We start from the raw sequence: 25836 nt of genomic DNA, 5'->3' as shown, positions 1-25836 counted from the left end.
TCACGACGCCGCAAGGGCGATGAAGTCTTTTGGAGCAGGAGAATCCGACGAAGGATGCAAAGTTTGTCCACTGTGGACATTTGGTCCGTGAAGGCCTCCTTGAGGGACCCTAGGTCCCTCAAGGAGGCCTTCACGGACTTGCGACAGGTAGAGCCACATCACCTTTATTTAGTAGTTAGTAACCAGTAACTTAGGCTCATGGCCGGACGGATGAGCGGAACCGAACGACGAGCCCAGGTGCTGTCCATCGCGGCGAAGGAGTTCGCCGATCACGGGTTGCACGGGGCGTCGACAGAGACGATCGCGCGGGAAGCGGGGATCACGCAGGCCTACGTCTTCAGGATGTTCGGGACGAAGAAGGCCCTGTTCCTCGAACTCGTCGAGTCGGCGTTCGCGGCGGTCAGCGACGGGATGCGAGAAGCGGGCGACGGGAAGGGCGGCCTCGACGCGCTCTCCGCGATGGGCGCCCGGTACTTCGACCAACTGGCCGACCGGACCGGATTGTTGTTGCAGCTTCAAGGCTTCGCCGCGTGCGGAGACCCGGAGGTACGGGACGCGGTCCGGGCCTGTTTCGCGCGGACGTGGGATACGACCGAGGACGGCACCGGACTCGAACCGGTGTCCGTCAAAGCGTTCCTCGCCTTCGGGATGCTGCTGAACGCCGGCGCCGCGTTGGACGTCGAGCAGGTCGACGCGGGCTGGGCGGACGGCGTCCGCACCAGGATCCGGCCCGGGCTGTTCGCGCACATCACGGGCGAGACGAACCGATGAACGACCGGCGGGACGGACGGCTGAGTGCCGCACTGGTGTCCACGGCGTTGTCGGCGGCGGTGATCGGCAGTGTCGGAGCGCCGCTCATCACCCCGGTCGCCACGGGCATGCACGTGTCCCTCGACGCCGCGCAGTGGACCCTGACCATCACTTTGTTCGCCGGTGCGATCGCGGGCCCGGTCCTCGGGCGGCTCGGTGGCGGCCCGTATCGCCGCACCACGATCCTGACCGCGCTCGCCCTGGTCGCGGCGGGTGGTCTGCTGACGGTGCTCCCGCTCCCGTTCGTGGCCTTGTTGATCGGGCGCGGCCTGCAAGGACTCGGCGTGGCCGTCGGGGCGCTGTTGATGAGCGTCGCCCGCGCGCATCTGCCCCCGGAACGGTCGGCGTCGACGATCGCCCTGTTGTCCGTCGCCACGACAGTGGGTATCGGGGTCGGCTATCCGGTGATCAGCCTTGTCGACCAGCTCGCGGGCCTCCGCGCCGCCTACGGGCTCGGGTTCGTCCTGTCCGTGGCCGGGCTGGCGATCGCTTGGCGTGCCCTGCCCGCCGAAGCTCCGGGAGAACGCCCTCGGATCGACGTCCTCGGCGCGATTCTCCTGGCCCTCGGCTCGCTCGGCCTGCTGCTGGTCATCGCCCAGCCGTCGATCTGGGAGAACCCCTGGGCGGCCGCCGGCGTCCTCGCCGGGTCTCTCACGATCCTCGCCGCCTGGGCGGCCGTCGAACTGCGCTCGGCGGCGCCGCTCGTGGACCTGCGGCTGCTGCGCCAAGGGCCGCTTCTCCGCGCGAACGTGGCCATTCTCATCGCCGGGCTGGGGCTGTACCTGCTGTTCAGCCTGCTCACCCGCTACGTCCAGACCCCCGACGGCGCCCCGTACGGGTTCGCACTCCCCGGTGTCGCCGCCGGCGCGGCACTGATCCCGTTCTCGCTGTTCGGTTTCGTCGCGGGAAAGGCGATGCCGCGTCTCGTCGCGCACCTCACCGAGCGGTGGACCTACGCGCTGTCGGCCGCGGTCGCCATCGTCGGCGCTCTGCTGTTCGTCGTCGCCGACCACTCGCTCCTGGCCGTGCTCTCGGCGATCGCTCTGCTCGGGTTCGCCGTCGGAGGCATCTTCGCCTTGATGCCCAAGCTCGTCCTCGTCGGCGTGCCGCAAGAGGAAACCGCCAGCGTGCTCTCGATCAACCAGATCATCCGCAGCATCGGATTCAGCCTCGGCAGCGCACTCGCCGGTTCCCTGCTGTCCGCCGAGACCCCGAACGGAAGCCTCCTCCCGAGTCAAAGCGGCTACGTCACCGCCGCGCTCTGGGCGTTGCCCCCGCTCGCGGCCAGCGCGCTGATCATCACCACCGCGGCGGGCCCGCGTCGACGATCTTCTGCGAAAGCTCCAGCGGATCGAGATGCGTCAGCGACTCCATCCACCACGTCATCCCGGCCTGCCCCAGCGCGGGGAGATCGACCTTGATCTGCTCCTCCCACGCCGGGCTCGCGTTCCCGGCGACCGCGACGTCGAAGGGGCGGCCCGGCTCCAGTCCGGCGAGACCGAGCGCGCGATGGGTCTCGGCGATCTCTTCGGCGGTCGGCGTGTGGTCCTCCGGGTTCGGGAAGATCCCGTCGCACAGCGCCGCTCGCCGGACCACGCGCGGGTTGTCGGTGGAGCTGGCCACCCAGATCGGGATGGGGAACGGCTCGGGCGGCGCCTCGGCGAGCGCGACCTGGTAGTGCGCGCCGTCGTGGTCGAACCGCTTGCCGGACCAGATCGCGCGGATGACGTCGAGACCTTCGTCGAACATAGCCGACCGGGTCAGCAGATCCGTCTGTTCACCGAACCGGCTGAAGTCACCGGATTCGTCCGAACCGAGCCCCGTGCCGAGGATCAGCCGCCCGCCGGAGAGCCTGCTGACCGTCGACGCGTGCCGCGCGACCACCCACGGACGGCGCCGCGCGGGCGGTGTGATCATCGGCCCGAACAGGAGCCGGCTGGTGGCGTGCGCGATGGCGCCGAGCGTCGTCCACGGATCCGCGATGGGCATCGTGTCCGCGACGACGTGGTCCCACAGGAAAAAGCCGTCCCAGCCCGCCCGCTCCGCGCGCACGGCGAGGTCGACGAGCACCCCGGGCTCACCGAACGGGCCGAAAGGCGGCAGATAGACGGCGTGGCGGACCGTGCTGCCGGTCAAGTCGATCATCTCCCCAACGTCATCGTCGAAGTCCCCGGACGGCCGCTTGTTTACGCCGTTCACTCACGTTAGCGTCCGGAAGATGGCGGACACCGGTGAACGATCGTCGAAGTGGCCGGAGCATCGGGGAAGATTACGCCGGGGAGTCGGTTTGCTTCTCGCCGTCTCACTATGCGCGACACTTTCGGCCGTGAACGCGTCCGCATCGCAGGACGACGGCTGGTCCCGGGACTTCTACTGGGGCGTGGCTTCGTCGGGATACCAGTCCGAGGGCAGCGCCCCGGACAGCAATTGGAAGCGGTTCGTGGACCGCTCCGCCGGGAAGGACGGCGTCGACGAGTACCGGGATTCCGTCGACTTCCGGCGCCGCTACGCCGACGACATCCGGCTCGCGGCCGGGCTCGGCGTCAACACTTACCGCTTCGGCGTCGAGTGGGCTCGCGTCGAACCCTCGCCCGGCCGGTGGGACGAGACCGAACTCGCCTTCTACGACGACGTTCTCCGGCAGGTCCGGGCCGCGGGCATGACCCCGATGATCACCCTCAACCACTGGGTCTATCCGGGCTGGGCGCTCGATCAGGGCGGCTGGGCCGAGACACGGACCGCCGACGCGTGGCTGGAGTTCAGCCGGAAGATCGTCCAGCGCTACGCCGGTCAGGACGTCCTCTGGGTGACGTTCAACGAGCCGCTCGTCTTCCTCCAGAACGAGCAGAAGGTCGGCGCGCTGAGCGTGACCCGGTACTTCGCGGCGCGGTCCAACGTCGTCCAGGCGCACCGGCGGGCCTACGACCTGATCCACGAACTCGACCCGACCTCGAAGGTCACCAGCAACCAGGCGTACATCACCGGGGTCAACGGGATGGCCGACTGGTTCTTCCTCGACCAGGTCAAGGACAAGCTCGACTTCATCGGCATCGATTACTACTACGGCCTCAGCGTCGACAACTGGACGGTGTTCGCCGCCGCCTCCGACAAGTTCTGGGACGTCAAGCTCCAGCCCGAAGGCATCTACTACGCGTTGCGCAGCTACCACAACCGGTTCCCGCGCCTGCCGCTCTACATCGTCGAGAACGGCATGGCGACCGACAACGGCGAACAGCGCGACGCGGACTACTCCCGGAGCGATCACGTGCGCGACACCGTGTACTGGCTCCAGCGGGCGAAGGCCGACGGGATGAACCTCATCGGCTACAACTACTGGAGCCTCACCGACAATTACGAATGGGGCAGCTACCGTGCTCGGTTCGGACTGTACACAGTGGACGCTCTCGCCGATCCCGCGCTGACCCGGCGCCCCACGGACGCCGTTCCCGCGTACCGTTCACTGGTCACGGCGGGTGGCGTACCGCAGGGCTATCGGCTCAAGCGCGGTCCCGGGACCTGCTCTCTCGTCGACGGGCTGACCAGCTGCCTCAACCCGGCCAAAGTGGACGGACCGCTCACGCCACTGAAGTGACCAGGTCGAGCCGCCTGCCCTCGAAGGTCCGCCGCATCCGCCGGTCGTGGGTGACGACCACGAGCGCGCCGGAGTACTCCGTGAGCGCCTGCTCCATCTCCTCCACGAGATCCGGGGCGAGGTGGTTGGTCGGCTCGTCGAGCAGCAGCAGGTCGGTCCTGGCCGTCACCAGTCTGGCCAGTTCCAGCCTGCGACGCTGCCCGATGGACAGCTCACGGATCGGCTTCCGCAGATCCGCCGCCCGGAAGAGGCCCAGCGCCAGCAACCGCTCCGCGGCCTCCTCTTCGTCACCGTCGCCGGCGAAGATCGCGAGGACGGTCCGGGCATCGGCGGCGAGCCCGCCGTTCTGACGCAGGAACCCGATCCGCCCGGCCCGCTCCGCCGATCCGGTCGACGGCGCCAGCTCACCGGCGAGCACCCGCATCAGGGTCGTCTTGCCCGCCCCGTTGGGTCCGGTCACCAGCACCCGCTCGCCGGGCAGCACGCTGAGCGACGTCCGCGGGAGACGACCGTCCACCGACACGCCGTCCACCTTGACGACGTACCGATCGGCCTCCGTCTCCCCCGCCGCGATCCGCCCGGTGAACCGGAGCGGCCGAGGCGGCGGCGGAACCGGATCCGCTTCGAGCCGCTGGATCCGCTCGCGGGCCGACCGGATCCGGCTCATCGCCCCGTGCGCCCGGGATCGGGCCCGGAACGCGCCCGCCCCGCTGAAAGCCGCGGGAGCCTTGCGGGGAATCGCCGAGAACCGGTCGATGTTGACGTCCGCCATCCGTTCGTAACGGGACTTCTCCAGGCGCCACTCCTCGTGTTCGCGGACCCATCCGGCCCGCGCGGCCTCCTTCGCCGCGAGGTAGCCCGCGTACCCGTTGCCGTGCCGGTGCACGGTCCGGCGGTCGGCGTCGACCTCGAGGATCGTCGTGGTGACCCGGCTGAGGAACATCCGATCGTGGGTGATCGCGACGAGCCTGCCGCGATGCCCGCGGAGGTGGTTCTCCAGCCAGGCGACGGCTTCGTCGTCGAGATCGTTGGTCGGCTCGTCCAGCAACAGCAGTTCGGGTGACGAGGCCAAGGTCGCCGCGAGCGCCAGCCGGGATCGCTGTCCACCGGACAGCGTGCCCAGCGCGCGATCGCGGTCGAGGCCCGGCTGCCCGAGGCCGTGCAGGGCGACCTCCACCCTGGCGTCGGCCTCGTAGCCACCGCGGGCTTCGTAAGCGGCCAGGAGATCGCCGTAGGCGTCCAGGTCCTCGGCGGTTCCCAGCGACGTCCCGGCCGCCCGCAACCGGGATTCCAGGTCCCGGATGTCGGCCAGCGCGAGGTCGATCGCGTCCCCGACCGTGGCGGTGTCGGGCAGCTCCAAGGTCTGTGGGAGATAACCGACGCCGCCGGGCGCGGTGACGGTCACCGTGCCGTTGTCGGCCCGGTCGCGGCCGGCGATCAGCCTCAGCAGGGTGGACTTGCCGGAGCCGTTGTCACCGATCACGCCCGCCTTCTCCCCCGGTTTGGCGGTGAAGGAGACCTGATCGAGGACGACATGGTCGTCGAAACGTTTGGTGACACCGGAGAGCACGAGTTGTGTTTCGGGATTTCGATGCGGGGTACGCATAGGAGCGTCCTCCTGATTCTCGCAAGGAAGAAGAACATGCGGAAGGACGCGGCCCGGCGGAGCGAAGGCTCTACGCCAGGGCCGCGTCGAAGGCGAGAATCACAGAGTGAAGAAAATCCCCATGACGAAGACGGTAGCGGCGTCACGCGGCCGGGTAAAACGAATAAAAGGTTGTGTACGGGTTCACAGAGTGGTCTGTGTCCCCATACCGCGACAGCGGCGCCCCGGTGACCGAGAATCGAGACCGGAGGTTTTCGCGGTCTGAGGGAATGGGGTTCCTCGTGCACGGGTCCAACGGTCCGATCGCCCGGTTCCGGCGACGGCTCTTCCCGGGTCACAACTCGCTGGCCCGCGGTTCGGACCGGTTCGAAGCCCTCCTCCTCAAACTCGTCATCCTCGCGGCACTCCTCGCCGTCCCCGTCGCGGCCGCCGTCGGCTCGGCCAATCACGGCAGGCAGGTGGCCGCGGCCGCCACCGACGCGGCCGGACGGCACGCCACCACCGCGTACCTGCTCAAGGCCGCGCCCGTCCGCATCGTCGACAGCGAGAGCGTCGGGACCGACGATTCCGCCACCGAGGCGGCCTGGACCGACTCACGCGGCGCCCGGCACACCGGCGGTGTCTTCGCGACGCCGGGCAGCCCGGCCGGATCGCCCGTGCCGATCTGGATCGACGCCCGTGGCGACCTCACCGCCGCCCCGAGGACCGCCTCGACGGCCGTGTTCGATTCCGTGCTCGTCGGCCTCTGGCTCTGGTTCGCCGTGGTCGCCGCTCTCGTGTCGTTCCACCGGATCGTCCGGCTGGTGCTGGACCGGCGGCGGGCCGCCGCTTGGGAGCGCGCCTGGGCGGTCTACCCGCGGTCCGGTTCCTGGCCCTGATCCCGGAAGCGGGGGCAAAGCGCCTCGGCTAGGGTGCCCGGCATGCGCATCATGATCTCGGCGGACATGGAGGGCGCCACCGGCGTCACCTGGACCGAGGACGTCATCCCCGGCACCGAGCAGTGGCAGCGCTTCCGGCGCCTGTTCACCGGTGACGTCAACGCCACCATCGCGGGCCTGTTCGACTCCGGCGCCACCGACGTGCTGGTCAACGAGGCGCATTCGTCCCAGCGGAACCTCCTGCTCGAAGACCTCGACGGCCGCGCGCGCATGCTCACCGGCAGGCACAAGCCGCTCTCGATGATGCAGGGGATCGACACCGGCGTGGACGGGGTCGTCTTCCTCGGCTACCACGCCGGGGCCGGCTTCGACGGCGTCCTTTCCCACACCTACCTGGAGAATCAGATCACCGGGGTGTGGCTCGACGACGTCCCCGCCAGCGAAGGCAGGCTCAACGCCGCGATGGCCGCCGAGTACGGCGTCCCGGTACTGGTCGTCTCCGGTGACGACAAGGCCTGCGACGACGCCCAGGACTACGCGCCGGAGGCCGAACTGGTCACGGTCAAGGACTGCGTCAGCCGCTACGCCGCGATCTGCCTGCCGCCCGCCAGGACCGCCGAGCTGCTGTCCTCCGCCGCGGCGGACGCGATGAACCGGGCGGGCCGGGTCGAGCGGTTCACCACTCCCCACCGGATCGAGGTCGAGTTCGACGCGAGTCATCTCGCGCAGGCCGCGGCCGTGATCCCGACGGTGGAACAGATCGGCGTGCGACGGGTCGGTTTCGACGCGCCCGACATGACGGAAGCGATGAAGGCCTTCAAGATCGTCACGGCGATCGCGGCCGGGGCGGTGCAGGGTATCTATGGCTGAGCTGGATGTCGTCGAAGTCTGTTCGCGTCTGATCCGGTTCGACACCACGAACCGGGGCAACGGGGACTCCGAAGGCGAACGCGAGGCGGCCGAGTACGTCGCGTCGCTGCTGTCCGGGCTCGGGATCGACTCGAAGATCATCGAGTCCGCGCCCCGGCGCGCGAACGTGATCGCCCGGGTGTCCGGCACGGACCCGGGCCTGCCCGCGCTGCTCGTCCAGGGACATCTCGACGTCGTCCCGGCCGACGCCGCCGACTGGTCGGTGGACCCGTTCTCCGGTGAGGTCCGCGACGGCTTCCTCTGGGGCCGCGGCGCGGTCGACATGAAGGACTTCTGCGCGATGGTGCTCGCCGCCCTCGCCACCGGTTTCCGGCCGCGGCGGGACATCGTCCTCGCGTTCGTGGCCGACGAGGAGGACAAGGGCGACTACGGCGCGCACTGGCTCGCCGCCGCGCACCGCGACCTCTTCGACGGCTGCGCGGCCGCGATCAGCGAATCGGGCGCGTACACCTACCACGTCCCCGCCGCCGACGGCCGGACCGTGCGGCTCTACCCGGTGGCGACCGCCGAACGCGGCACCGCGCACCTGCGGCTGACCGCGAAGGGACGCGCCGGGCACGGATCGCGCCCCAACGACGAGAACGCGGTCACCCGGCTGATCACCGCGCTCGGCAAGATCGCCGCGCATCGCTGGCCGGTCCGGCTGACCCCGACGGTCCAAGCCTTCCTCGAACGCACCGGCGAAGCACTGGGCGTCCCGGTCGATCTGTCCGATGTGGACGGAACGATCGCGCGGCTCGGTCCCGCCGGGGCACTGGTGGTGCCGACCGTCCGCAACAGCACGACACCGACCATGCTCGACGCCGGGTACAAGGTGAACGTGATCCCCAGTTCGGCCGAGGCGCACGTGGACGTCCGCGTCCTGCCCGATGCCGAACCGGCGCTGTTCGCCGAGCTCGACGCGATGCTCGGCGAGGGCGTCACCCGCGAGTTCGTCGCGCACCAACCGCCGGTCCAGGCGCCGGTCGATTCGCCGTGGTTCGACGCGATGGCCGACGCGCTGCGCTCCCAAGACCCCGAAGCCGTCGTGGTCCCGTACTGCATGGGCGGCGGCACGGACGCGAAGGCGTTCAGCCCGCTCGGGATCGACTGCTACGGCTTCGCGCCGCTGTGGCTTCCGGAAGGCTTCCCGTATCGGGCGATGGCGCACGGCGTGGACGAGCGGGTCCCGGTCGAGGGACTGCGGTTCGGCACCCGGGTGCTGCGGCACTTCCTGGAGAACTGCTGAGACTTCGCGTTCCCTCGTCCTGGAGGCGGTCCCGTCGCTCGATCTTCGTCCGGTCAAATCGAGCGGAACGAGAGAGCGGACCACTACGTTTGCGGGTGGCTCGACTACCAGGGACTCCAGGAGGCCGCCAGTGGAATCGGTCGCGCGACTCGTGAGGGACGAACGAACGGACTTCGCCGCCTTCCTGCGGACACTGACGCCCGAGCAATGGGACGAGCAGACCTTGTGCTCGGAATGGACGGTCCGCGAGCTGGTCGTACACGTCGTCGACTACGACGCCCTGCGCTTCCGCGACCTGATCACCCACGCCGTCCGCGGCGGGCTGCGGCTGGACCGGATGAACGCGCTCGGCGTCGCGCGCGAACCCGCCCGCGCACCGGACGAGCTGATCGCGAGGATCGAGGACAACCTCGATCCTCGCGGCCTGACAGCCGTGTTCGGCGGACGGGTGGGACTGCTCGACAGCCTCGTCCATCAGCAGGACATCCGGCGTCCGCTGGGACTCCCCCGTGACGTCCCGCCGGAACGGCTGCGGCACGCCCTGGCCTTCGCGCGTCACGCCCGGGTGATCAAGGCCGACAAGCGCGCACGCGGACTCCGGATCGTCGCGACGGACCTCGGCTGGTCGGCCGGTTCCGGTCCCGAACTCAGCGGTCCCGGCGAGGCGATCCTGATGGCGATCGCCGGACGGGACGTGGCCTTGGCCGAGCTTTCCGGTCCCGGCGCGGCGATCCTCGGGGCCAGGTTGGCCGGCTGACTCCGGGGTCAGCCCGGGAAGGCTTTCGCGAGCACGGTGAAGGCCGACTCCAGCCGTTGACGATGGGCGGCGACGATCTCCGCGAGATCGTCGCCGGCGAGGCGGCGCCGGAGGGTCGCCGCGGCGATCGTGCGGTACGCGGCGACGACAAGGGCGGCGACCAGTTCACTGTCGCCCGAGAATCGGCCGTCGCCGTCGAGTTCGGCTGCCAGCTCGGCGTCGATCTCGTGCTCGAATTCGCGAAGCCGCGAGATGAGCGCGCGAGACCCGGCGACCGTGCGCATGAGGGGCAACGCTCCCTCGCTCAGCCCTGACAATGGATGCTGTTCCTCCACCAGTCCGGCGGCCATGGCACGCAGCGCTTCGACCGCACCGACGTCGTCCGGCCGGTCACGGATCGTCGCCCGCACCATGCCGACGGCGTCCGGGAGCCGGTCGAGCGCGATGTCTTCCTTGCGCTCGAAGTGCGAGAACACCGTCACCTTCGAAACGCCGGCCGCGGCGGCGACCTCGGCGACGGTGACGTCGTCGAAACCGCGCTCCACGAACAGTTCCGTCGCCACCGCCGCGATATGCGCCCGCGTCTTCGAACCGCCTCGATCCCCTCGCTTCGCCATATGACAACTCTACCTTTACTCATTAAGCTTACCAAGTAACTTTACTGAGTAAAGCTTGGAGTCGTCATGAAGCGAACCGATGTGATCGTGGTCGGCGCGGGCCCCACCGGCCTTCTCGCCGCGAGCGAGCTGGCCTTGCGCGGAGTGCGGGTCACCGTGCTGGAACGGCTGGAGGAACCGGATCCGACGATCAAATCCGGCTCGATCAACGTCGCCAGCGGCGAGATCCTGGACCGTCGCGGCCTCCTGCCCGCCGCGGAGGAGGTCCAGCGTCGTCGTTTGGCGGAGGCCACCGCCTTCACCGCGGGACGCTCGAACCGGACGGTGCGCGAGTTGACCGCCGCGGCGGGCCGGACGTCCCGCCGGTTCCCGGTGCTCGGGCACTTCGCGGGGATCATGTTCCGCCACGACCTGGTGGACCAGGAGGATCCGCTGCTGGCCGCGCACACGTCGGTGGCGAACGGGATCATGGTGCCGCAGTACGACCTCGAACTGCTGCTCGGCGAGCACTGCGCCAGGCTGGGCGTCGAGATCCGTCGCGGCGTCGAGGTCCGGGAGCTGCGCGACACGAGCGGCGACGTGATCGTCGAGACCGGCGCGGGCGACTTCGCGGCGGGGTGGGTCGTCGCGGCCGACGGCGGGCGAAGCGTCATCCGCAAGCGACTCGGCATCGACTTCGTGGGCACGGACCCGGAACTGGTGGGTTATCAGGCCATCGCGGACATCGACGACCCGAGCGAACTACGGCGCGGCTGGAACTGGACGCCGCGCGGCATCTACACCTACGGCCCGGTGCCGGGCCGCATCCTCGTCGCCCGGTTCGCGCCGCAGCCCGAGGACAAGAACGCTCCCGTGACCCTCGAAGAGCTGCAGAACGCGGTCCGCGATGTCACCGGCGTCCCGGTGACGATCACGCGGCTGCGGGGGCGGGCGACCCGGTGGTCCGACAACGCGCGCCAGGCCAGGAACTACCGCCAGGGCAGGGTTTTCCTCGCCGGCGACGCCGCACACGTGCACTCGCCGTTCAGCGCTCAGGGCCTCAACCTCGGTTTCGGCGACGCCGTGAACCTCGGCTGGAAACTCGCCGCGACCGTCAAGGGCCGGGCCCCGGCCGGACTGCTCGACACCTATCACGCCGAGCGGCATCCGATCGGAGCGTGGGTCCTGGACTGGACGCGGGCCCAGGTCGCGCTCATGCGCGGTGACGAACGGACCGCTCAGCTGCGGAAGGTCGTCGGTGACGAACTGTTCGCCGTCCCCGGCGCGATCACCCGGATGATCGCGCTCTCGTCCGGGATCCTGCAGCAGTACGACGTCGCCGACGACGACGATCCGGTCGGCTCGATCGTCGGGGACGTCGAACTGAAATCCGGCGCACGGCTCGCCGATCACGCTCACGACGGCCGCTTCCTGCTTCTCGACCGCTCACCCGATGGCCGGTACGCCGACGCCGTCCGCGGGTCGGCGGACAGCGTCGCGTACACGGCGGATCCGGTCTCGGACGCCTCGCAGCCGAGCCTGTTCGTGCGCCCGGACGGAATCGTCGCCTGGGCGGACGGCTCCGCGGACTCGGCCGACAACGCGCGGAAGCTGCTCGGCATCGCGATCGGACGCTGGGTCGGCTGAGCGCGTCAGAGGGCGGTGGAGCGGCTCAAGGATTCCCAGGCGGCCAGCTCCGCCGCCCTCGCCTCGTGCACGGCCCGGAGCCCATCGACGGCGTCGTCGCCGAGGGCGAGCCGAAGCGGCGTGTTGTCGCTGTCGAGCGCCTTCAGGATCGCGGCCGCGGCCTTCGCCGGGTCGCCGGGCTGCGAACCGTCCATCCCCTCGACGAAATCCCGGATGGCGCCCGTGGATTCGCGATAGGCGTCGATCACCCGCGAGCGCTGCAACCGGCTGCCGCCGAACTCGGTCCGGAAAGCGCCCGGCTCCACGATCAGCACCTTCACAGCGAACGGCGCGACCTCGGCGGCGAGGGATTCCGACATCGCTTCCAGGGCGAACTTCGCCGAGCAGTACGCCCCGAATCCGGGCGGGCTCTGCTGGCCGCCCATCGAACTCATCTGCACGATCGCCCCGCTGCCCTGCGCCCGAAGGTGCGGCAGGACGGCTTTCGTCACCTCGACGGCGCCGAAGAACATCACGTCCATCAGCGACCGCAGATCGGACATGGCCAGTTCCTCCACGGCGCCCACCGACCCGTGACCGGCGTTGTTGACCACGACGTCGATCCGGCCGAACTCGGTGAGCGTGGCCTGGACGGCGGCTTCGACCTGAGCGGGGTCGGTGACGTCGAGCGCGGCGGCGCGCACCCGGCCCTGGCCGAGTTCTTCCAGTTCGGAGAGGGTTTCCGGGCGGCGCGCCGTGGCCATCACGCGGTCGCCGGCGTCGAGCGCGGCCAGGACTAGATGCCTGCCGAACCCGGACGCGCAGCCGGTGATCAGCCAGACGCGACCGTCGGTTTCCTTCGTCATTCCTGTTTCCTCCAGTGAAGTTCCTGCCACCCATCGTGCGAAGAGCGCGCCCGGTCCGCCAACACCGGCTTCCTGGTGCGGCTACAGTCAGAGCCTGTGACCCCTGAGCTGCGGCAGTTGCGCTACTTCGTCGCCGTCGCCGAGGACGCGAGCTTCACCCAGGCCGCGCGCCGCCTGCACATCGCCCAGCAGTCGCTGTCCCAGCAGATCACCGTCCTGGAGCGGGTTCTCGGCGCGAAACTGCTGCGGCGCGACAGCCGCGGGACAAGGCTTACCGAGATCGGATCGCTGTTCCTGCCGGAGGCCCGCGCGGTGCTGGCGCGCGGCGACGAAGCTCTTTCGGTGCTGAACCGGGCGGTGCGCGGCGAGATCGGCACCCTCCGCCTGGGTTTCCTGACCACCACGGCCAACTATCTGCTCCCGCCGGTGGTGCGCGCGGTCCGCGACCGCCTCCCCGATCTCACCCTCACCACGGACGACACTCAGATCGCGCCGCTCGTCGACGGGCTCACGTCCGGCCGCTACGACCTGATCTTCACACGGCCTCCGCTGGTCGACGGCTTCGAGACCCGCACGTTGATCACCGAAGAGGTCTGCGCTGTCGTGCCGGAGGGACACCGGCTCGCCACCGAGGCCGAAGTGGAGCTGGCGGATCTGGCGGACGAGCCGTGGGTGCTCACGCCGCGCAGTTCGTGGGAGCCCTGGCATCGGCACTACGACAACGAGTTCGGGGCGGCCGGGTTCACTCCGCGCGTCGTCCAGCGGGCGGCGACCGTGCAGGGGCTGCTCGGGCTGGTCGCCGCCGGCATCGGCGTCACGAGACTGGCGAGGTCTTCGCACAGCCTGCGGCGAAGCGGCGTGGTGTTCGTGCCGCTGGCGGGCGAAACCGCCCGGACCGTGGTCGCCTGGGTACCGGGGAACGACAAGCCCGCGGTGCCCGGCGTGCTCGACATCGTGTCGGAGCTGGCGGCCGGGACGGACCTGACGGCGGCGGGCTGACCGGGCATCGCCACCGTCACACCACCATGATCACCCGGTCGGTCCCGGGCTTCCGTAGAATCCGGTGACGATGCGACGTTTCCGGTGGTGGTGGGGTGCTCTCGCGCTCACGTTCGTGGTGGTTCTCGTCGGGTTCATTGCCTTTACCGGGTCGGAAAGCCGCCCAGGGCAGCCGTCCCCGCGCCAAGGCCCGCCGGGGACGGGGCCGCTGACGGTCGTCTCCATCGGCGACAGCACCGTCTCCGGTGAGGGCGCGGGCAACTACACGCCCGCGACCAACGGCCAAGGCGGCAACTGGTGTCACCGCTCCCCCAACGCCTTCGTCGAGCAGGTCAAGATCCCCGACGTCACCGCGCGGGTGAACCTCGCGTGTTCGGGGGCGCCGTCGGAGCAGATCGCCCTCGGCGAGGCGAAGCAGTGGACCGAGCCGTCACAGGCCCAGCAGCTGGCGAACCTGATCAAGGACCACCGGATCGCCGCCGTGGTGATCGCGATCGGCGCGAACGACGAGCCGAAGTTCTCCGCTCAGGTCAGCGAATGCTTCAAGGCGTGGTTCTCCCCCGAGAGCCCGCCGTGCAGCGAGGCTCTCCGCAAGACCTGGAAGTCCAAAGTGGACGCCATGGTGCCGAAGGTGACCAACGCCGTCGCCGACGTCAAGAAGGTGCTGGCACAGGCGGGTTACGTCCCGGCGGACTACCAGCTCGTGCTGATGTCGTACGCCTCGCCCGTCGGGCCCCAGATCCCGGAAGCGTTGCGCAGCCTCAACGGCTGCCCGTTCCGCACCGAGGATCTGGAGTGGATGCGCCGCGACGGCGTCTCCGTCCTGTCGGACGGGATCAAGCAGGCGTCGAGGGCGATCAGTGCGCGGTTCCTCGACCTCTCGCGGGCGGGTGCCGGCCGCGAGGCGTGCAGCAGTGACCCGGCGAAGGAGTGGTTCAGCAGGCTTACCCTGAAACTGAGCGACCTCGGCCAGGTGGACCGCGCGAGCCACGCGTTGCAGGAGTCGTTCCACCCCAACGCGAACGGCCACGCGCAGATCGCGAACTGCCTCAACGAGTTCCTCGCCGCCCGCGGCGGCAACGCGTCGTGCCTGTCCGGGGCGGATGGCAAACTGCACGCCGCGCCCGAGGTCGTCGCCCGCTAGAACCGCTAGAGATCCAGTGCGGCGCGCAACGCGATGTCGATGCGCTCCTGGACCTCTTGGTCGATCTCAGCGATCTTCTCGTCGAACCACGGCCGGTACAGGCGCGTGAGGTTCAGCGTGGAGACCCAGTACCGCGCGTCGACGGCGACGCCGAGGATGTCCTGCGGATCACGGTCCAGCAGTTCGGTGCCGAGCAGCCACGGCCGCTCGGATTCGTTCACCCCGTCCGAGGACAGCAGGACGACGGTCCGCTGCCGTGCCGGTTCGGTCGGGGGGTGGTACGTCCAGACTTCACCCCTGTGCACGCAGATCCTTCTCCGCGGCGGTCAGCTCGGCCTCGTCCGATTCGGCGGACGGTGCGGCCGGAGCGCGCTGCGGGGTGTATCCGGTGCGGACGGCTTCCCGGCGGGCCGCTTTGGACAACCACGACGAGACCGAGATCCCGTGTGCCTTGGCGGCCCGCTCGGCGAACTCGAGCGCACCACTGTCGAGTGAGAGAGTGACCTTACGTGTTGCCATACCTTTTATCGTACCAGCGCCGCGCAAGCCCGCCCGTTCTCCGATTTCACAATGTGGGCGAGCGCCCCTCGAACGGCGTCGACAGCACCACCGTCGTCCGGGTCGAGACCTTGGCGGACTCCCGGATGCGGCGGAGGAGGTCCTCCAGGCCGAGCGGCGAAGCCACCCGGACCAGGAGGATGTACGACTCGTCCCCGGCGACCGAGTAGCAGGACTCGATCTCCTTGATGTGCTCCAGGCGCTGCGGGTAGTCGTCCGGAGCGGCCGGATCGTTCGGCGTCAGCGAGATCAGCGCGGTCAGCGGGAGACCGATCTGCTCGCCGTCGAGCCGCGCGGTGTACCCGAGGATCACCCCGCGCTGCTCCAGGCGCCGCACCCGCTGGTGCACCGCCGAGACCGAAAGCCCGACCCGTTCGGCCAGATCGGTGAAACTGCGCCGTCCGTCCGCGGCCAGTTCCTGCACGATGGCCTGGTCCAGCGGCTCCAGGGAACCGGTCATGCGTCGAGCACGATCAGGTCGTGGGGACGCTGGTTGACCGGCTCGACGCCGTCCTCGGTGACCACGACGATGTCCTCGATGCGGGCACCCCAGCGGCCCGGCTGGTAGATACCCGGCTCGACGCTGAAAGCCATGCCCGGCTCCAGCGGCAGCGCGTTGCCCTTGATGATGTACGGCTCTTCGTGCACGTCGAGGCCGATGCCGTGGCCGGTGCGGTGGATGAAGAACTCGCCGTAACCGGCTTCGGCGATGATGTCGCGCGCGGCGGCGTCGATCGACTCGGCGGTGGCGCCGGGACGGACGGCCTCGACGGCGGCACGCTGGGCGCGCTGCAGGACCGCGTAGGTCTCGGCGACGTCGGCGTCACGCGGCTCGCCGACCGCGTACGTGCGGGTGGAGTCGGAGTTGTAGCCCTCGGCGATCGGGCCGCCGATGTCGACCACGACGACGTCGCCGCGCTCGATGACACGCTCGGAGACGTCGTGGTGCGGGCTGGCGCCGTTCGGGCCCGAGCCGACGATCACGAAGTCGGCGTGGGTGTGGCCCTCTTCGACGATCGCGGCGGTGATGTCCGCGCCGACCTCGGCCTCGGTGCGGCCGGGGCGCAGCCATTCGTGCACCCGGGCGTGGACGCGGTCGATGGCCGCGCCCGCGTCACGCAGCGCCTGGATCTCGGCCGCGTCCTTGCGCATCCGCAGTTCGCGCACGATCGGCCCGGCCAGCGTCTGCTCGGCGTCACCGAGCGCGCCGCGGAAGGCGAGGACGTGCAGGGCAGGCGTGAAGTCGCTGACCGCGACCCGGCCCGGCTTGCCGAGCCTGTCGGCCACCAGTTCGTAGGCGTCGTCCCCGTCGACCCAGGTGACGATCTCGATGCCCAGCTCGTCGGCCGGGACGTCGGCGTAACCGGGAGCTTCCAGCTTCGGCAGCACGAGCGCCGGGACGCCGTCGGCCGGGATCACCAGCGTGGTCAGCCGCTCGAAGGACCCTCCGGCCTGGCCGATGAGGTAGCGCAGGTCCGAGCCGGGTGCGATCAGCAGGGCGTCGGTGTCGGCGGCGGCCGCGGCGGCGCGGGCCCGGTCGAGGCGGGCGCGGAGGCTGGCGGCGTCGGGGGCTGGGTTGTGAAGGGAACGGCGCGACATGATGGCGAGCCTAGTCGGTCCGTGCCCCTTCGTTCACCAGCCGGTCACCCCCGATCGGGGCGGGATCGTCGAGCCCGCGCCAGACCCGGAAGATCGCCGGGAAGACGCCGGCGATCAGGTACAGGCCGCCGAACACGGCGAGCGCTCCGACGAGCCCGATCCCGTCCAGCAGCAGTCCCGCCACCATCGAGCCGACCGGCATCGCGGCGAGGATCCCGCCCACGAGGAGGCTGAGCACCCGGCCCCGGACGGCTTCCGGGACCCGTTCGTAGACCGCCGGGAGCACGATCGGGTTGAGCGCGCCCGCGCCGATCCCGGCGACCACGAGTCCGGCGAGCAGGACGGCGGGCTCGGGTTCCAGCGCGAGCAAGGCGAATCGCGGCGCGCCCTCGATGCCGACGGCGACGAGCAGCGCCGTCCGCCGGGAGAACCGATGGCCCACCCAGCCGTAGAGCGCCGAACCGAGCAACGCGCCCGCCGCGACCGCGGTGATCATCGCGCCGATGAGCGCGGTGCTGTGCAGGACCTGATCGCCGTACGCCGGGTACAGGACGCCCAGCAGCCCGAAGTCGAGGCTGTTGGTGAGCATCAGCATGCCCACCATCGCGCGCAGCAGGCTGTCGCGCTTGATGTACCCGAGTCCTTCGCGCAGTTGCTTGAGGTAGCCGCCCGACGACGGCCTCGGCGGACCGGCCGCGGACGGGATCAGCGTGAACACCAGCGCGGAGGACAGCAGCAACGCGCCCGCGTCGACGTAGAGCACCTGCATCGGCCCGATCAGCGCGATGAGCGCGCCGGCGGCGGGTCCGCCGACCATCCGGCCGGTCCGCATCGCCGCTTCGACGGCGCTGGCCGCCCGGCTCACGCGGACATCGCCGAGTTCGGCGACTCCAGGCAGCAGCACCTGCTTCGCCGTGTCGGCGGGACCGCGGGACACCCCCATCACGAACGACAGGACGATCAGTCCGGGCAGGCTGAGTCCCGTCGTATGCGTCGCGAGCGGGATCAGCAGGACCGTGCCGGTGGTCAGCAGGTCCGCGCCGACGCTGGCGCGGCGGGTGCCGACGCGGTCCACGATCGGCCCGCCCAGCAACGCGGCGACCATCAGGCCGAGCACTTCGGCCGCGGTGACTAGGCCGGTCTTGGTCCCGCTGCCGGTGCTCTGCAGGACGAACCAGGGAATCGCGAGGAGGGTCATCATCACTCCGGCCGAGGAGATCCCCGAAGCCACGACCAGAGCCCCCAGTGGCATCCGGCTCATGACGTCTCCGGCCGCGATTTCCTCGGGAAGGCCGCCCAATGGACCCGGACGGAGGTGTCGCCTTCCTCGGCCGGGCGCCGATAGCGCTTGATCACGTCGAGGATCTCGTCGCTCAGCGCGGCGGCCTCGTCCGGGGTCAGTGAGAGGGGCGAGTCGTGGAACGAGACCTTGTCGATCCACTCGTCCGACCACTCGCGCATCTCGGCGACGAACTGCGCCTCGGCCGCGTAGCGCTGCTCGACCATCGTGTGGGCGTACGTGCTGAACGGCCCGGCGAGGTCGGGATCCCTGATGAAGTCCTGCCCCTGCAGCTCATCCCCTTCGTGCACGGCCTTCCACCACCGGTCGCGCCGGTTGCCGCGCTCGGAGTCTTCGGTGACCAGGCCGTACTCGGCCAGCTGGCGCAGATGCCAGCTCGTGGTGCCGGAACTCTCCCCCAGCCGTTTCCCCAGCCCGGACGCCGTCGCCGGACCGTCCTCTCGCAGCAGCTCCAGGATCCTGACCCGCAACGGATGCGACAACGCGCGCAGAAGGCGTCCGTCGATCCGCGCGAGATACCTCTCGCTCTTCCCCATGCCGGCGATCCTACATCGCAAAGAGTTCTCTGCAATCGAATTCAGTCAGGAAAGCGATTCTGGAGTTTGACCTCTACTTAGCTTCAGGTTCTACGGTCTGTGCCATGACAACCGACACGCCTTACCAGCTCGCCGTCGTGATCAGCAGCGTCCGCGAGGGCCGCTTCGCCCCCGTCGTCGCGAACTGGTTCCTCGAACGCGCGAAACAGCGCGAAGACGTCACCCTGTCCGTCATCGACCTGGCCGAAGCCCCCGAAGACCTCTCGTCCGGTGTCGCCGACGCCGACGCCGTCGTCGTGATCGTCCCCGAGTACAACCACAGCTACCCCGGCCCGCTCAAGACCGCGCTCGACGCCACCGGCCGCGAGTGGCACGGAAAGCCGGTCGCTTTCGTTTCCTACGGCGGGATTTCCGGCGGCCTGCGCGCGGTCGAGCACCTGCGCCCGGTCTTCGCCGAACTCCACGCCGCCACGATCCGCGAGACCGTGAGCTTCCCCTACGCATGGAACCACTTCGGCCCGGACGGCGACCACGACGACCCTTCGGGCGCCGCCCTCGCGGCCACCACGCTGCTGAACCAGTTGGGCTGGTGGGCCAACGCCCTGCGCGACGCGCGCCGGGCGCGGCCCTACGCGGCCTGACCCGTGTCCGTGGAGGACCCGGCTGGGGGTCGGGTCCTTCACGGACATCCGGGCCGGAACATGGCAGGCTGTCCGCGTGACCGGACCACTCGCTCTCCTTGATTCCGCGAGCCTCTACTTCCGCTCGTTCTACGCCCTGCCCGAGTCGATGACCGCCCCGGACGGGACGCCGGTCAACGCCGTACGCGGGTTCACCGACACCGTCGCGCGGATCCTCGTCGACCGGCGGCCCTCCCGCCTCGTCGCGTGCCTGGACGCGGACTGGCGGCCGAAGTTCCGCACCGACCTGCTGCCCAGTTACAAGGCGCACCGGGTGGCCGAAGAGGTCCCGGAGGGCGGCGACGTCGAGGAGGTGCCGGACACGCTGACCCCGCAGGTGCCGATCATCCTCGACCTGCTGGAGGCCTTCGGGCTCGCGACGGCCGAGGCGGCCGGGTACGAGGCCGACGACGTCATCGGCGCGCTCGCGATCCGCGAGGAGAAGTCGCCGGTCGAGGTCATCACCGGTGACCGCGACCTGTTCCAGCTCGTCCGCCGCGAACCGATGTCGACGGTGGTCATCTACGTCGGCAAGGGCTGGAACAAGGCCGAGATCCTCGGCCCGGACGAGCTCGCCGAAAAGTACGGGATCCCGGCCGAGAACGCCGGTCCGGGATACGCCGACATGGCCGCGCTGCGCGGGGACCCGTCGGACGGGCTGCCCGGTGTCGCCGGCATCGGCGAGAAGACCGCGGCGAAGCTGATCACGCAGTTCGGTTCGCTGCAGGAGCTCATCGCGGCGGCCGACGCCGGCGATTCGCGGGTGCCGCTCAAGACCCGGCTGCGGCTGACCGACGCCGCCGACTACCTCGCGGTCGCGCCGACCGTCGTGCGGGTCGCGGCCGACGCGCCGGTCGAGCAGTCCCGCCCGGACACCGTCCCGTCCGAACCCGCCGACCCGGACAAGGTCGCCGAACTGGCGGAACGCTGGAATCTCGGCCGCTCGGTGGAGCGTCTGCTGGCCGCGCTCCCCAAATCATGAGCAACACCGAGACCGACCCGGCCGAGCTGGTGTGCCGGGACCATCCCGGTGACGGCGTCAGCGTGCTGACCCCGCGCGACGTCCCGCTCGGCGGGCCGCGCGCGATCCGGGTCCGCCGGACGCTTCCGCAACGGCAGCGGTCCCTGATCGGCGCGTGGTGTTCGCCGACCACTACGGGCCGCAGGACGTGCCGGAGTCCGGCGGGATGGACGTCGCGCCGCATCCGCACACCGGCTTGCAGACCGCGAGCTGGCTGTTCAGCGGCGAGATCGAGCACCGCGACAGCATCGGCACACACGCCATGGTCCGGCCCGGGGAACTCAACCTGATGACCGCCGGGCACGGCATCGCGCATTCCGAAGTGTCCACATCGGACACCGCGACGCTGCACGGCGTCCAGCTCTGGATCGCACTGCCGGACGGACACCGCGACACCGCACGGGACTTCCGGCATTACGCGCCGCCCTTGCTCCGGCTGCCCGGAGCCACCGCGCGGGTGTTCCTCGGCACCCTGGCCGGGACCACCTCACCGGTTCCGGCGTTCACTCCCCTGCTGGGCGCCGAGCTCACCCTGGAGCCCGGTGCGACCTTGCCCCTCGACGTCGACCCGGACTTCGAACACGGTGTCCTCCAGGACATCGGCTCCGTCGCCGTCGCCGGAACCGCGCTGAACACCGGGGAACTCGCGTACCTCGCGCCCGGCGCCGGACGGCTGGAGCTGACGAATGACGGCGTCGAACCGGCGCGGGTGCTCCTGCTCGGCGGGACGCCGTTCACCGAGGAACTCGTGATGTGGTGGAACTTCGTGGGCCGTAGTCACGAGGAGATCGCCGAGTACCGGGAGGCGTGGCAGGCCCAGGTGGACCGGTTCGGCTCCGTGGAGGGCTATCAGGGCTCCACGGCGTGGTTGCCCGCACCCGCGTTGCCGCAGGTGCGGATCAAACCGCGTCGCAATCCTGCCTAGAAGAACGTCCCGCACCACGCGGCCCGCGCGGTGTGGAACAGCACGTCGGCCCGGTCGACCGCCGACTCGTCCAGCACCTCGACACGGCCCGACAGCGCCAAATCGCCGAAGAAGCCGTGTCCGAAGTAGAGGGACGACAAGGCGGCGACGTCCAGCCGGAGCTCCGCCTCGGCGGTCGTGCGTTCCACACCGCCGGGGCCGACGGTGTAACGACCGTTGTTGCCGGGGAGCTGCTTGTCGAGCACTTCGAGCACCACGGCTTCGGCGGCGCCGTAGGTGCGCGCCCGCAGCGCGGCGAGCACGTCGACGAGCCGGATCCACAGCTCGTCCATGATCTCGGTGGTGTTCACCGCCCGCGGATCGGTGAGCAGCGCGGCGATCGGCTCGTCCACCGGGCGGCCCCGCCCGGCGACGCCCGAAACCAGGTCGACCGACAGCAGGAACCGCCACAGTCCCGCCCACGCCTCCGGTGTCGCGGCGTGGAGTTCCCGGATCTCAAGGATCGCGCCACGATCCGGTGCCTGCCTGTCGCGGGTGTCGATGGTCTGGTAGACGACGAAGCCGTCGTCACCGGCAGGTCCACTGTGGATGGCGACGCGGTTGCCGCCGTCCCCGGTCACCACCCGGTCGAAGAAGCCCGGCCACCATCGCGCGGGCCGGGCCGCGAACCCGGGCCGTGTCCCCTCGAACCTGTTGTACAGCGCAGGAACACGCTCGACGGCCTCGGCGGGAGTGACGAACCTGACCGTCCCTTCGCGTCCCACGCCGTCACGAACCTGGGCGCGGGGACGTTCGACGAAGACACCCTTGTCGAAAGTGGCGGCGCCATAACCGAAGCGGCCGTAGATCACGCCTTCGGAAGCATGCAGCGCGGCCAGCGGAACCCCGCGCGCCGCGAAGTCCTCCAGCTGGGCGGCCATCATCGCCGTCAAGATCCCGCGACGGGTCCAGTCCGCGCGGACGGCGACCCCGTCCACGGCAGCGGTCCCCAGCTTCCGTCCACCCGGGACGGTGAGCTCGATGTCGAACGAGCTGGTGATCCCCACCGGGGTGTCGTGGTCGTCGAACGCCGCGAACTTCCCGGTGGCGGGCCAGGACGGAGCCATCTTGGCCCAGTCCTCGTCCGAGATCGGCTTGGCGTGCAAGGCCTGTTCCAGGACCGCGAGGCAGGCCCGTTGTTCGCCCTCGGCCACGGCACGCACATGGAATTCGCTCATGCCAGGAGATCCTGCCGTCCGGCCCCGGCGAACCCAACCGGTTTTCAGGCGGGCGCGCCGACCTCGTACCGGCCGTCCTCGCCCGTGACGGTGATCGTGACGGTCTTGCCCTCCCCGCCGACCTGGACGGTGCAGGTGAACGTGCTGCCGTCCTTGACCGTCTGGTTCGCCGGGCAGAGGACGTCGCCGACCTCGCTCACCTGATACGTGTCGGTGAGGATCTTCCGCACGTCCGCCTGCATGGTCCGGGGATCGAACACTCTGCCGGGAGCGCTGGAGGGCGAACCGCCGGACGCCGGCGCGCTCGACGAGGCGCTCGTCGTCGGCGGGACCGTGACGGTCTTCGTCGCCGGCGTGGTCGCCGGGGTGTCCGAACACGCCGCCAGTCCCGCGAAAGCGGCACAGCACAGAACGACCGTCGCGACGGCTCGCCTGCTCAAGCTTCTCCACCCCCACCGAATGTGATCATCCAACGTCAGAAGAAGGTACCGCACCAGGGGTTCACTCGCGTGCCGAACAGCAGGTCCGCCCGCATCAAGGCAGCCTCGCCGGTGGCTCGGACACGGCCCGCGGCCGCGAGATCCGACACGCGCCGGCCGCCGAGGTACACCATCGACAGAGTGTCGACGTGCAGTTCGAGATCAGCCGGGTCGGTGGTGCGGGCCGCACCCTCCACGGACAGGCGGTAGCGGCCGGAGTTGTGCTCCAGGAAGGGATCGGTGACTTCGATGACGACCGGTTCGCCCTGGTAGGTGCGGGCGTCGAGCATGGTGGCGACATCCACGAGCCGGAGCCAGCCCTCGTCCTGGATCTTCTCCACGCTCACGTGCCGCGGGTCCGTGAACAGCAACTCGACCGGCTCGTCGAGCGGACGTTTCTCGGCGGTGATGCGATCGACCAGATCCACGGACAGCAGATAGCGCCACAACCCGGCGAAGGCGTCCGGGCCCGCGTGGTGGAAGGACTGGATCTTCAACACCGACGGGGCGTCGAACCTGGCCCTCTCGACGGTGTAGGTCACGTAGCCGTCGACGCCGTCCGGTCCGCGATGCACGGCTGTCGAGACCGGAGTGGTGGCGCGACGCACTTCCCGTTCGTAACCCGGCCACAGATGCGGGCTCCGCGCGATCATGCCGGGCCGGGTCCGCGGGAGGGCGTCGAAGAGCGACGGCCACTGCTCGATGGTGCTTTCCAGATCCAGCACGGAGATCTGCCCGCCCACCGGGACCTCGGGGCGGAACCGGGCGCGGTGCCTGTCGACCTCGATCGACTTGCCCCGCGCGGCGATGCCGTAGCCGAACCTGCCGTAGATGACACCCTCGGAGGCGTGCAGCATCGCCGCCGGGACACCGCGAGCGGCGAAATCCTCGAATTGAGCGCGCATGAGACCGGTCAGCACGCCACGCCGGGTGCGGTCGGCGCGGACACCGACCAGACTGACCGCGGCGAGCGGCGTGGTGCCGCCGCCGGGCAGGGTCACTTCCGAGTCGAAGGACCGGGTGGTGCCGATCAGCTCCGGGTCGAACGCGCCGAACGCGCGGTCCGGCTGCCTCGACGAGGAGATGGCCGACCATTCCTCGTCGGTCATCTCCTTGACGTGCAAGGCACGCCTGAACACATCGGTCGCGGTCCGTTCCTCGTCGGACCGCAGCAGCCGCACTGAGAAGTCGCTCATGGGACGATCATGCAGGATCGACCGTCCCCGGCGCCCGCCGTTTACTTGGTGACGGCGGGTGGCGAGACCTCGTAGTTGCCGGTGTCACCCTTGACGGTGATCGGCACCTCCTGCGGCTTGCCCTCGATCGTCGCGGTGCAGGTGAACTTCACCCCGTCCTTGACCTCCTGGCCCGAGGGGCAGGCGACCGCGCTGATCTCCTTGATCCCGTAGGTCTCGGTGAGCAGCTTCTGCACGTCGGTCTGCATCTGGGTGTTGTTGAAGACCTGGGTGTTGAACCAGCCCGGCGTGACGAACCCGAGGACGCCGATCGCGGCGATGATCACCACGAGCGCCCCGATCCCGATGAACAGGCCCTTCTTGGACTTCGGCTTGTCCTGCGCCTCGCCCTGGGTACCCGGGAACTGGCTCTGGCCGTAGTCGTACTGGCCCGGCTGCTGCTGGGGCTGCCCGTACTGCGGCTGTTGCTGCGGGCCGCTCTGCGGGTAGCCGGGCTGCTGCTGGGGTCCGCTCTGCGGATAACCCGGCTGCTGGCCGTACTGCGGTTGCTGCCCCCACTGAGGCTGCTGTTGCTGCGTCTGAGAGGGGTCGTACCCGGGCTGCTGCTGCGGATATCCCTGCTGCTGCGACGGGTCGTACGGAGCGGGCTGCTGGCCCCACTGGGGCTGTTGCTGCTGTGTCTGTGACGGGTCCTGCTGCGGCTGCTGCCCCCACTGCGGTTGCTGCTGCGGGCCGCTCGGCGGTTGAGCGCCGCCCGGCTGTTGCCCGTAGCCCGGCTGCTGCCCCCACTGAGGCTGCTGCTGCGGGTCGTTGCCGCCATACGGCGTGCTCATCGTTCGCCTCCGCCTGTTCCGCGATCGTCACCGGCCCACCAACCCTGGCCGTCGTGGGCGATCCAACCACAGGTCCGCGCCCCTGCCCACTGTTCCCGGGTGGTGTCGGAGCAACTCCCTCCGCCGGTCGGCCCAACGCCTCTAAACGACGAGGACGATTTTCGAGAGGAAAGGGCAAAGGTGGCATGTCCGGGCGGGATGGGCGATCACTCGTGATCGGACGGCGAACTCGTGTGATCAGAGACGGATCTCGCGTGTTCGGGCGCCGCACACCGAGATCGCCGTCTGATCACGTGAGTTCCGCCTCCAATCACGCGAGTGCCGCCTCCAATCACGTGAGTTCGCCGTCTGATCACGCGAGCCACGTCTCCCGTCCCGGCCACGGAACAGCACCATCCTCGCCAGTCGAGCCCCGGCCAGACCGAGCCGGTGGTTTCGCGTGACTGGACGGACGACACGC

General features: G+C 69.8%; 25 protein-coding genes and 2 pseudogenes. 13 read left to right on the top strand and 14 right to left on the bottom strand.

Annotated elements, in window-relative coordinates; translation table 11 throughout:
• The first annotated feature begins 198 nt into the window (after nucleotides 1-198).
• Complete coding sequence (locus tag AB0N89_RS00445; RefSeq protein ID WP_364198602.1) at nucleotides 199-771, top strand: TetR/AcrR family transcriptional regulator; 573 nt, start codon at nucleotides 199-201, stop codon at nucleotides 769-771.
• On the top strand, nucleotides 768-2231 hold the full coding sequence (locus tag AB0N89_RS00440; RefSeq protein ID WP_364198599.1) for an MFS transporter: 1464 nt from the start codon (nucleotides 768-770) through the stop codon (nucleotides 2229-2231). The genes AB0N89_RS00445 and AB0N89_RS00440 overlap by 4 nt, the downstream gene beginning before the upstream one ends.
• Before the next feature lie 34 nt (nucleotides 2232-2265).
• Here AB0N89_RS00440 and AB0N89_RS00435 read toward each other — a convergent pair.
• A pseudogene (locus AB0N89_RS00435) lies at nucleotides 2266-2955 on the bottom strand (LLM class flavin-dependent oxidoreductase); the annotation flags it as partial.
• A gap of 181 nt (nucleotides 2956-3136) precedes the next feature.
• Here AB0N89_RS00435 and AB0N89_RS00430 point away from each other — a divergent pair.
• Entirely contained in the window at nucleotides 3137-4402 is a 1266-nt protein-coding gene (locus tag AB0N89_RS00430; RefSeq protein ID WP_364198597.1) for a family 1 glycosylhydrolase, read from the top strand.
• On the opposite strand, the gene abc-f is transcribed toward AB0N89_RS00430, so the two are convergent.
• On the bottom strand, nucleotides 4386-6008 hold the full coding sequence (gene abc-f, locus AB0N89_RS00425; protein WP_364198594.1) for a ribosomal protection-like ABC-F family protein: 1623 nt from the start codon (nucleotides 6006-6008) through the stop codon (nucleotides 4386-4388). The genes AB0N89_RS00430 and abc-f overlap by 17 nt on opposite strands.
• A 281-nt stretch (nucleotides 6009-6289) precedes the next feature.
• Between abc-f and AB0N89_RS00420 the strand changes: the two genes are divergently transcribed.
• The 4 genes from AB0N89_RS00420 (at nucleotide 6290) to AB0N89_RS00405 (ending at nucleotide 9801) form a co-directional block, all read left to right on the top strand.
• Nucleotides 6290-6886, top strand: a complete 597-nt coding sequence (locus AB0N89_RS00420) for a hypothetical protein (protein WP_364198591.1) — start codon at nucleotides 6290-6292, stop codon at nucleotides 6884-6886.
• Nucleotides 6887-6928: 42 nt separating this feature from the next.
• On the top strand, nucleotides 6929-7756 hold the full coding sequence (locus AB0N89_RS00415; RefSeq protein WP_364198589.1) for a M55 family metallopeptidase: 828 nt from the start codon (nucleotides 6929-6931) through the stop codon (nucleotides 7754-7756).
• Nucleotides 7749-9044, top strand: a complete 1296-nt coding sequence (locus AB0N89_RS00410; protein ID WP_364198586.1) for a M20/M25/M40 family metallo-hydrolase — start codon at nucleotides 7749-7751, stop codon at nucleotides 9042-9044. Before AB0N89_RS00415 ends, AB0N89_RS00410 begins: the two co-directional genes overlap by 8 nt.
• 130 nt (nucleotides 9045-9174) lie before the next feature.
• A complete protein-coding gene (locus tag AB0N89_RS00405) occupies nucleotides 9175-9801 on the top strand; it encodes a maleylpyruvate isomerase family mycothiol-dependent enzyme (RefSeq protein ID WP_364198583.1) in 627 nt (208 codons plus the stop codon).
• An 8-nt stretch (nucleotides 9802-9809) separates the two neighbouring features.
• On the opposite strand, the gene AB0N89_RS00400 is transcribed toward AB0N89_RS00405, so the two are convergent.
• A complete protein-coding gene (locus AB0N89_RS00400; protein ID WP_364198580.1) occupies nucleotides 9810-10418 on the bottom strand; it encodes a TetR/AcrR family transcriptional regulator in 609 nt (202 codons plus the stop codon).
• A gap of 66 nt (nucleotides 10419-10484) precedes the next feature.
• Here AB0N89_RS00400 and AB0N89_RS00395 point away from each other — a divergent pair, with 66 nt between their 5' ends.
• Entirely contained in the window at nucleotides 10485-12044 is a 1560-nt protein-coding gene (locus tag AB0N89_RS00395) for an FAD-dependent oxidoreductase (protein WP_364198577.1), read from the top strand.
• Between the two features lie 5 nt (nucleotides 12045-12049).
• Here the strand turns inward: AB0N89_RS00395 and AB0N89_RS00390 are convergent, their stop codons facing one another.
• Nucleotides 12050-12889 (bottom strand): oxidoreductase, encoded by an 840-nt coding sequence (locus tag AB0N89_RS00390; protein WP_364198574.1) that lies wholly within the window; start codon nucleotides 12887-12889, stop codon nucleotides 12050-12052.
• A gap of 96 nt (nucleotides 12890-12985) precedes the next feature.
• Here AB0N89_RS00390 and AB0N89_RS00385 point away from each other — a divergent pair, with 96 nt between their 5' ends.
• Together AB0N89_RS00385 and AB0N89_RS00380 are read left to right on the top strand one after the other, a co-directional pair.
• Nucleotides 12986-13888, top strand: a complete 903-nt coding sequence (locus AB0N89_RS00385) for a LysR substrate-binding domain-containing protein (protein ID WP_364198571.1) — start codon at nucleotides 12986-12988, stop codon at nucleotides 13886-13888.
• Between the two features lie 70 nt (nucleotides 13889-13958).
• Nucleotides 13959-15032, top strand: coding sequence for a GDSL-type esterase/lipase family protein (locus AB0N89_RS00380; RefSeq protein ID WP_364198568.1), 1074 nt, complete (start codon nucleotides 13959-13961; stop codon nucleotides 15030-15032).
• A gap of 5 nt (nucleotides 15033-15037) precedes the next feature.
• Here AB0N89_RS00380 and AB0N89_RS00375 read toward each other — a convergent pair whose 3' ends face one another.
• The 6 genes from AB0N89_RS00375 to AB0N89_RS00350 are packed head-to-tail and all read right to left on the bottom strand — an operon-like array spanning nucleotide 15038 to nucleotide 19025.
• On the bottom strand, nucleotides 15038-15337 hold the full coding sequence (locus AB0N89_RS00375; protein WP_005150941.1) for a hypothetical protein: 300 nt from the start codon (nucleotides 15335-15337) through the stop codon (nucleotides 15038-15040).
• Entirely contained in the window at nucleotides 15324-15551 is a 228-nt protein-coding gene (locus AB0N89_RS00370) for a hypothetical protein (protein WP_005150938.1), read from the bottom strand. The genes AB0N89_RS00375 and AB0N89_RS00370 overlap by 14 nt, the downstream gene beginning before the upstream one ends.
• Before the next feature lie 46 nt (nucleotides 15552-15597).
• Nucleotides 15598-16050, bottom strand: a complete 453-nt coding sequence (locus AB0N89_RS00365) for an Lrp/AsnC family transcriptional regulator (protein WP_016334198.1) — start codon at nucleotides 16048-16050, stop codon at nucleotides 15598-15600.
• Complete coding sequence (locus tag AB0N89_RS00360; protein ID WP_364198565.1) at nucleotides 16047-17189, bottom strand: Xaa-Pro peptidase family protein; 1143 nt, start codon at nucleotides 17187-17189, stop codon at nucleotides 16047-16049. The genes AB0N89_RS00365 and AB0N89_RS00360 overlap by 4 nt, the downstream gene beginning before the upstream one ends.
• 10 nt (nucleotides 17190-17199) lie before the next feature.
• On the bottom strand, nucleotides 17200-18450 hold the full coding sequence (locus AB0N89_RS00355; protein WP_364198562.1) for an MFS transporter: 1251 nt from the start codon (nucleotides 18448-18450) through the stop codon (nucleotides 17200-17202).
• Nucleotides 18447-19025 (bottom strand): helix-turn-helix domain-containing protein, encoded by a 579-nt coding sequence (locus tag AB0N89_RS00350; protein WP_364198559.1) that lies wholly within the window; start codon nucleotides 19023-19025, stop codon nucleotides 18447-18449. Before AB0N89_RS00350 ends, AB0N89_RS00355 begins: the two co-directional genes overlap by 4 nt.
• Before the next feature lie 104 nt (nucleotides 19026-19129).
• On the opposite strand from AB0N89_RS00350, the gene AB0N89_RS00345 reads away from it, so the two are divergent.
• From AB0N89_RS00345 to AB0N89_RS00335, 3 genes and pseudogenes are all read left to right on the top strand, one after another.
• Nucleotides 19130-19666 carry an NAD(P)H-dependent oxidoreductase gene (locus tag AB0N89_RS00345; protein ID WP_364198556.1) on the top strand — a complete coding sequence of 179 codons (537 nt, stop codon included), beginning with the start codon at nucleotides 19130-19132 and terminating at the stop codon, nucleotides 19664-19666.
• A 76-nt stretch (nucleotides 19667-19742) separates the two neighbouring features.
• Nucleotides 19743-20687: a 5'-3' exonuclease H3TH domain-containing protein gene (locus AB0N89_RS00340; RefSeq protein ID WP_364198553.1), complete on the top strand. Its 945-nt coding sequence runs from the start codon at nucleotides 19743-19745 to the stop codon at nucleotides 20685-20687.
• Nucleotides 20684-21651: pseudogene (locus tag AB0N89_RS00335) on the top strand (pirin family protein). The gene AB0N89_RS00340 and the pseudogene AB0N89_RS00335 overlap by 4 nt, the downstream one beginning before the upstream one ends.
• Here the strand turns inward: AB0N89_RS00335 and AB0N89_RS00330 are convergent.
• Genes AB0N89_RS00330 through AB0N89_RS00315 form a run of 4 tightly spaced genes read right to left on the bottom strand, consistent with a single transcriptional unit; the run spans nucleotide 21648 to nucleotide 25376 of the window.
• Nucleotides 21648-22868, bottom strand: coding sequence for a GNAT family N-acetyltransferase (locus AB0N89_RS00330; RefSeq protein ID WP_364198551.1), 1221 nt, complete (start codon nucleotides 22866-22868; stop codon nucleotides 21648-21650). The pseudogene AB0N89_RS00335 and the gene AB0N89_RS00330 overlap by 4 nt on opposite strands.
• Nucleotides 22869-22912: 44 nt before the next feature.
• Nucleotides 22913-23308, bottom strand: coding sequence for a DUF4333 domain-containing protein (locus AB0N89_RS00325; protein ID WP_364198549.1), 396 nt, complete (start codon nucleotides 23306-23308; stop codon nucleotides 22913-22915).
• 35 nt (nucleotides 23309-23343) lie between these two features.
• Nucleotides 23344-24543, bottom strand: a complete 1200-nt coding sequence (locus AB0N89_RS00320; protein WP_364198547.1) for a GNAT family N-acetyltransferase — start codon at nucleotides 24541-24543, stop codon at nucleotides 23344-23346.
• Nucleotides 24544-24584: 41 nt separating this feature from the next.
• Complete coding sequence (locus AB0N89_RS00315) at nucleotides 24585-25376, bottom strand: DUF4333 domain-containing protein (protein ID WP_364198544.1); 792 nt, start codon at nucleotides 25374-25376, stop codon at nucleotides 24585-24587.
• Nucleotides 25377-25836 lie beyond the last annotated feature (460 nt).

It is taken from the genome of Amycolatopsis sp. NPDC089917 (assembly GCF_040684635.1).
Lineage (GTDB): Bacteria > Actinomycetota > Actinomycetes > Mycobacteriales > Pseudonocardiaceae > Amycolatopsis.
Note: the sequence above shows the minus strand (reverse complement) of the source record. Positions and strands in the feature narration are given on the sequence as shown.

Coding starts and splice junctions, on each gene's coding strand:
- AB0N89_RS00445 (WP_364198602.1), top strand. CDS start 199: ATGGCCGGACGGATGAGCGGAACCGAACGACGAGCCCAGGTGCTGTCC.
- AB0N89_RS00440 (WP_364198599.1), top strand. CDS start 768: ATGAACGACCGGCGGGACGGACGGCTGAGTGCCGCACTGGTGTCCACG.
- abc-f (WP_364198594.1), bottom strand. CDS start 6,008: ATGCGTACCCCGCATCGAAATCCCGAAACACAACTCGTGCTCTCCGGT.
- AB0N89_RS00415 (WP_364198589.1), top strand. CDS start 6,929: ATGCGCATCATGATCTCGGCGGACATGGAGGGCGCCACCGGCGTCACC.
- AB0N89_RS00410 (WP_364198586.1), top strand. CDS start 7,749: ATGGCTGAGCTGGATGTCGTCGAAGTCTGTTCGCGTCTGATCCGGTTC.
- AB0N89_RS00400 (WP_364198580.1), bottom strand. CDS start 10,418: ATGGCGAAGCGAGGGGATCGAGGCGGTTCGAAGACGCGGGCGCATATC.
- AB0N89_RS00395 (WP_364198577.1), top strand. CDS start 10,485: ATGAAGCGAACCGATGTGATCGTGGTCGGCGCGGGCCCCACCGGCCTT.
- AB0N89_RS00390 (WP_364198574.1), bottom strand. CDS start 12,889: ATGACGAAGGAAACCGACGGTCGCGTCTGGCTGATCACCGGCTGCGCG.
- AB0N89_RS00380 (WP_364198568.1), top strand. CDS start 13,959: ATGCGACGTTTCCGGTGGTGGTGGGGTGCTCTCGCGCTCACGTTCGTG.
- AB0N89_RS00370 (WP_005150938.1), bottom strand. CDS start 15,551: ATGGCAACACGTAAGGTCACTCTCTCACTCGACAGTGGTGCGCTCGAG.
- AB0N89_RS00365 (WP_016334198.1), bottom strand. CDS start 16,050: ATGACCGGTTCCCTGGAGCCGCTGGACCAGGCCATCGTGCAGGAACTG.
- AB0N89_RS00360 (WP_364198565.1), bottom strand. CDS start 17,189: ATGTCGCGCCGTTCCCTTCACAACCCAGCCCCCGACGCCGCCAGCCTC.
- AB0N89_RS00355 (WP_364198562.1), bottom strand. CDS start 18,450: ATGAGCCGGATGCCACTGGGGGCTCTGGTCGTGGCTTCGGGGATCTCC.
- AB0N89_RS00350 (WP_364198559.1), bottom strand. CDS start 19,025: ATGGGGAAGAGCGAGAGGTATCTCGCGCGGATCGACGGACGCCTTCTG.
- AB0N89_RS00345 (WP_364198556.1), top strand. CDS start 19,130: ATGACAACCGACACGCCTTACCAGCTCGCCGTCGTGATCAGCAGCGTC.
- AB0N89_RS00330 (WP_364198551.1), bottom strand. CDS start 22,868: ATGAGCGAATTCCATGTGCGTGCCGTGGCCGAGGGCGAACAACGGGCC.
- AB0N89_RS00320 (WP_364198547.1), bottom strand. CDS start 24,543: ATGAGCGACTTCTCAGTGCGGCTGCTGCGGTCCGACGAGGAACGGACC.
- AB0N89_RS00315 (WP_364198544.1), bottom strand. CDS start 25,376: ATGAGCACGCCGTATGGCGGCAACGACCCGCAGCAGCAGCCTCAGTGG.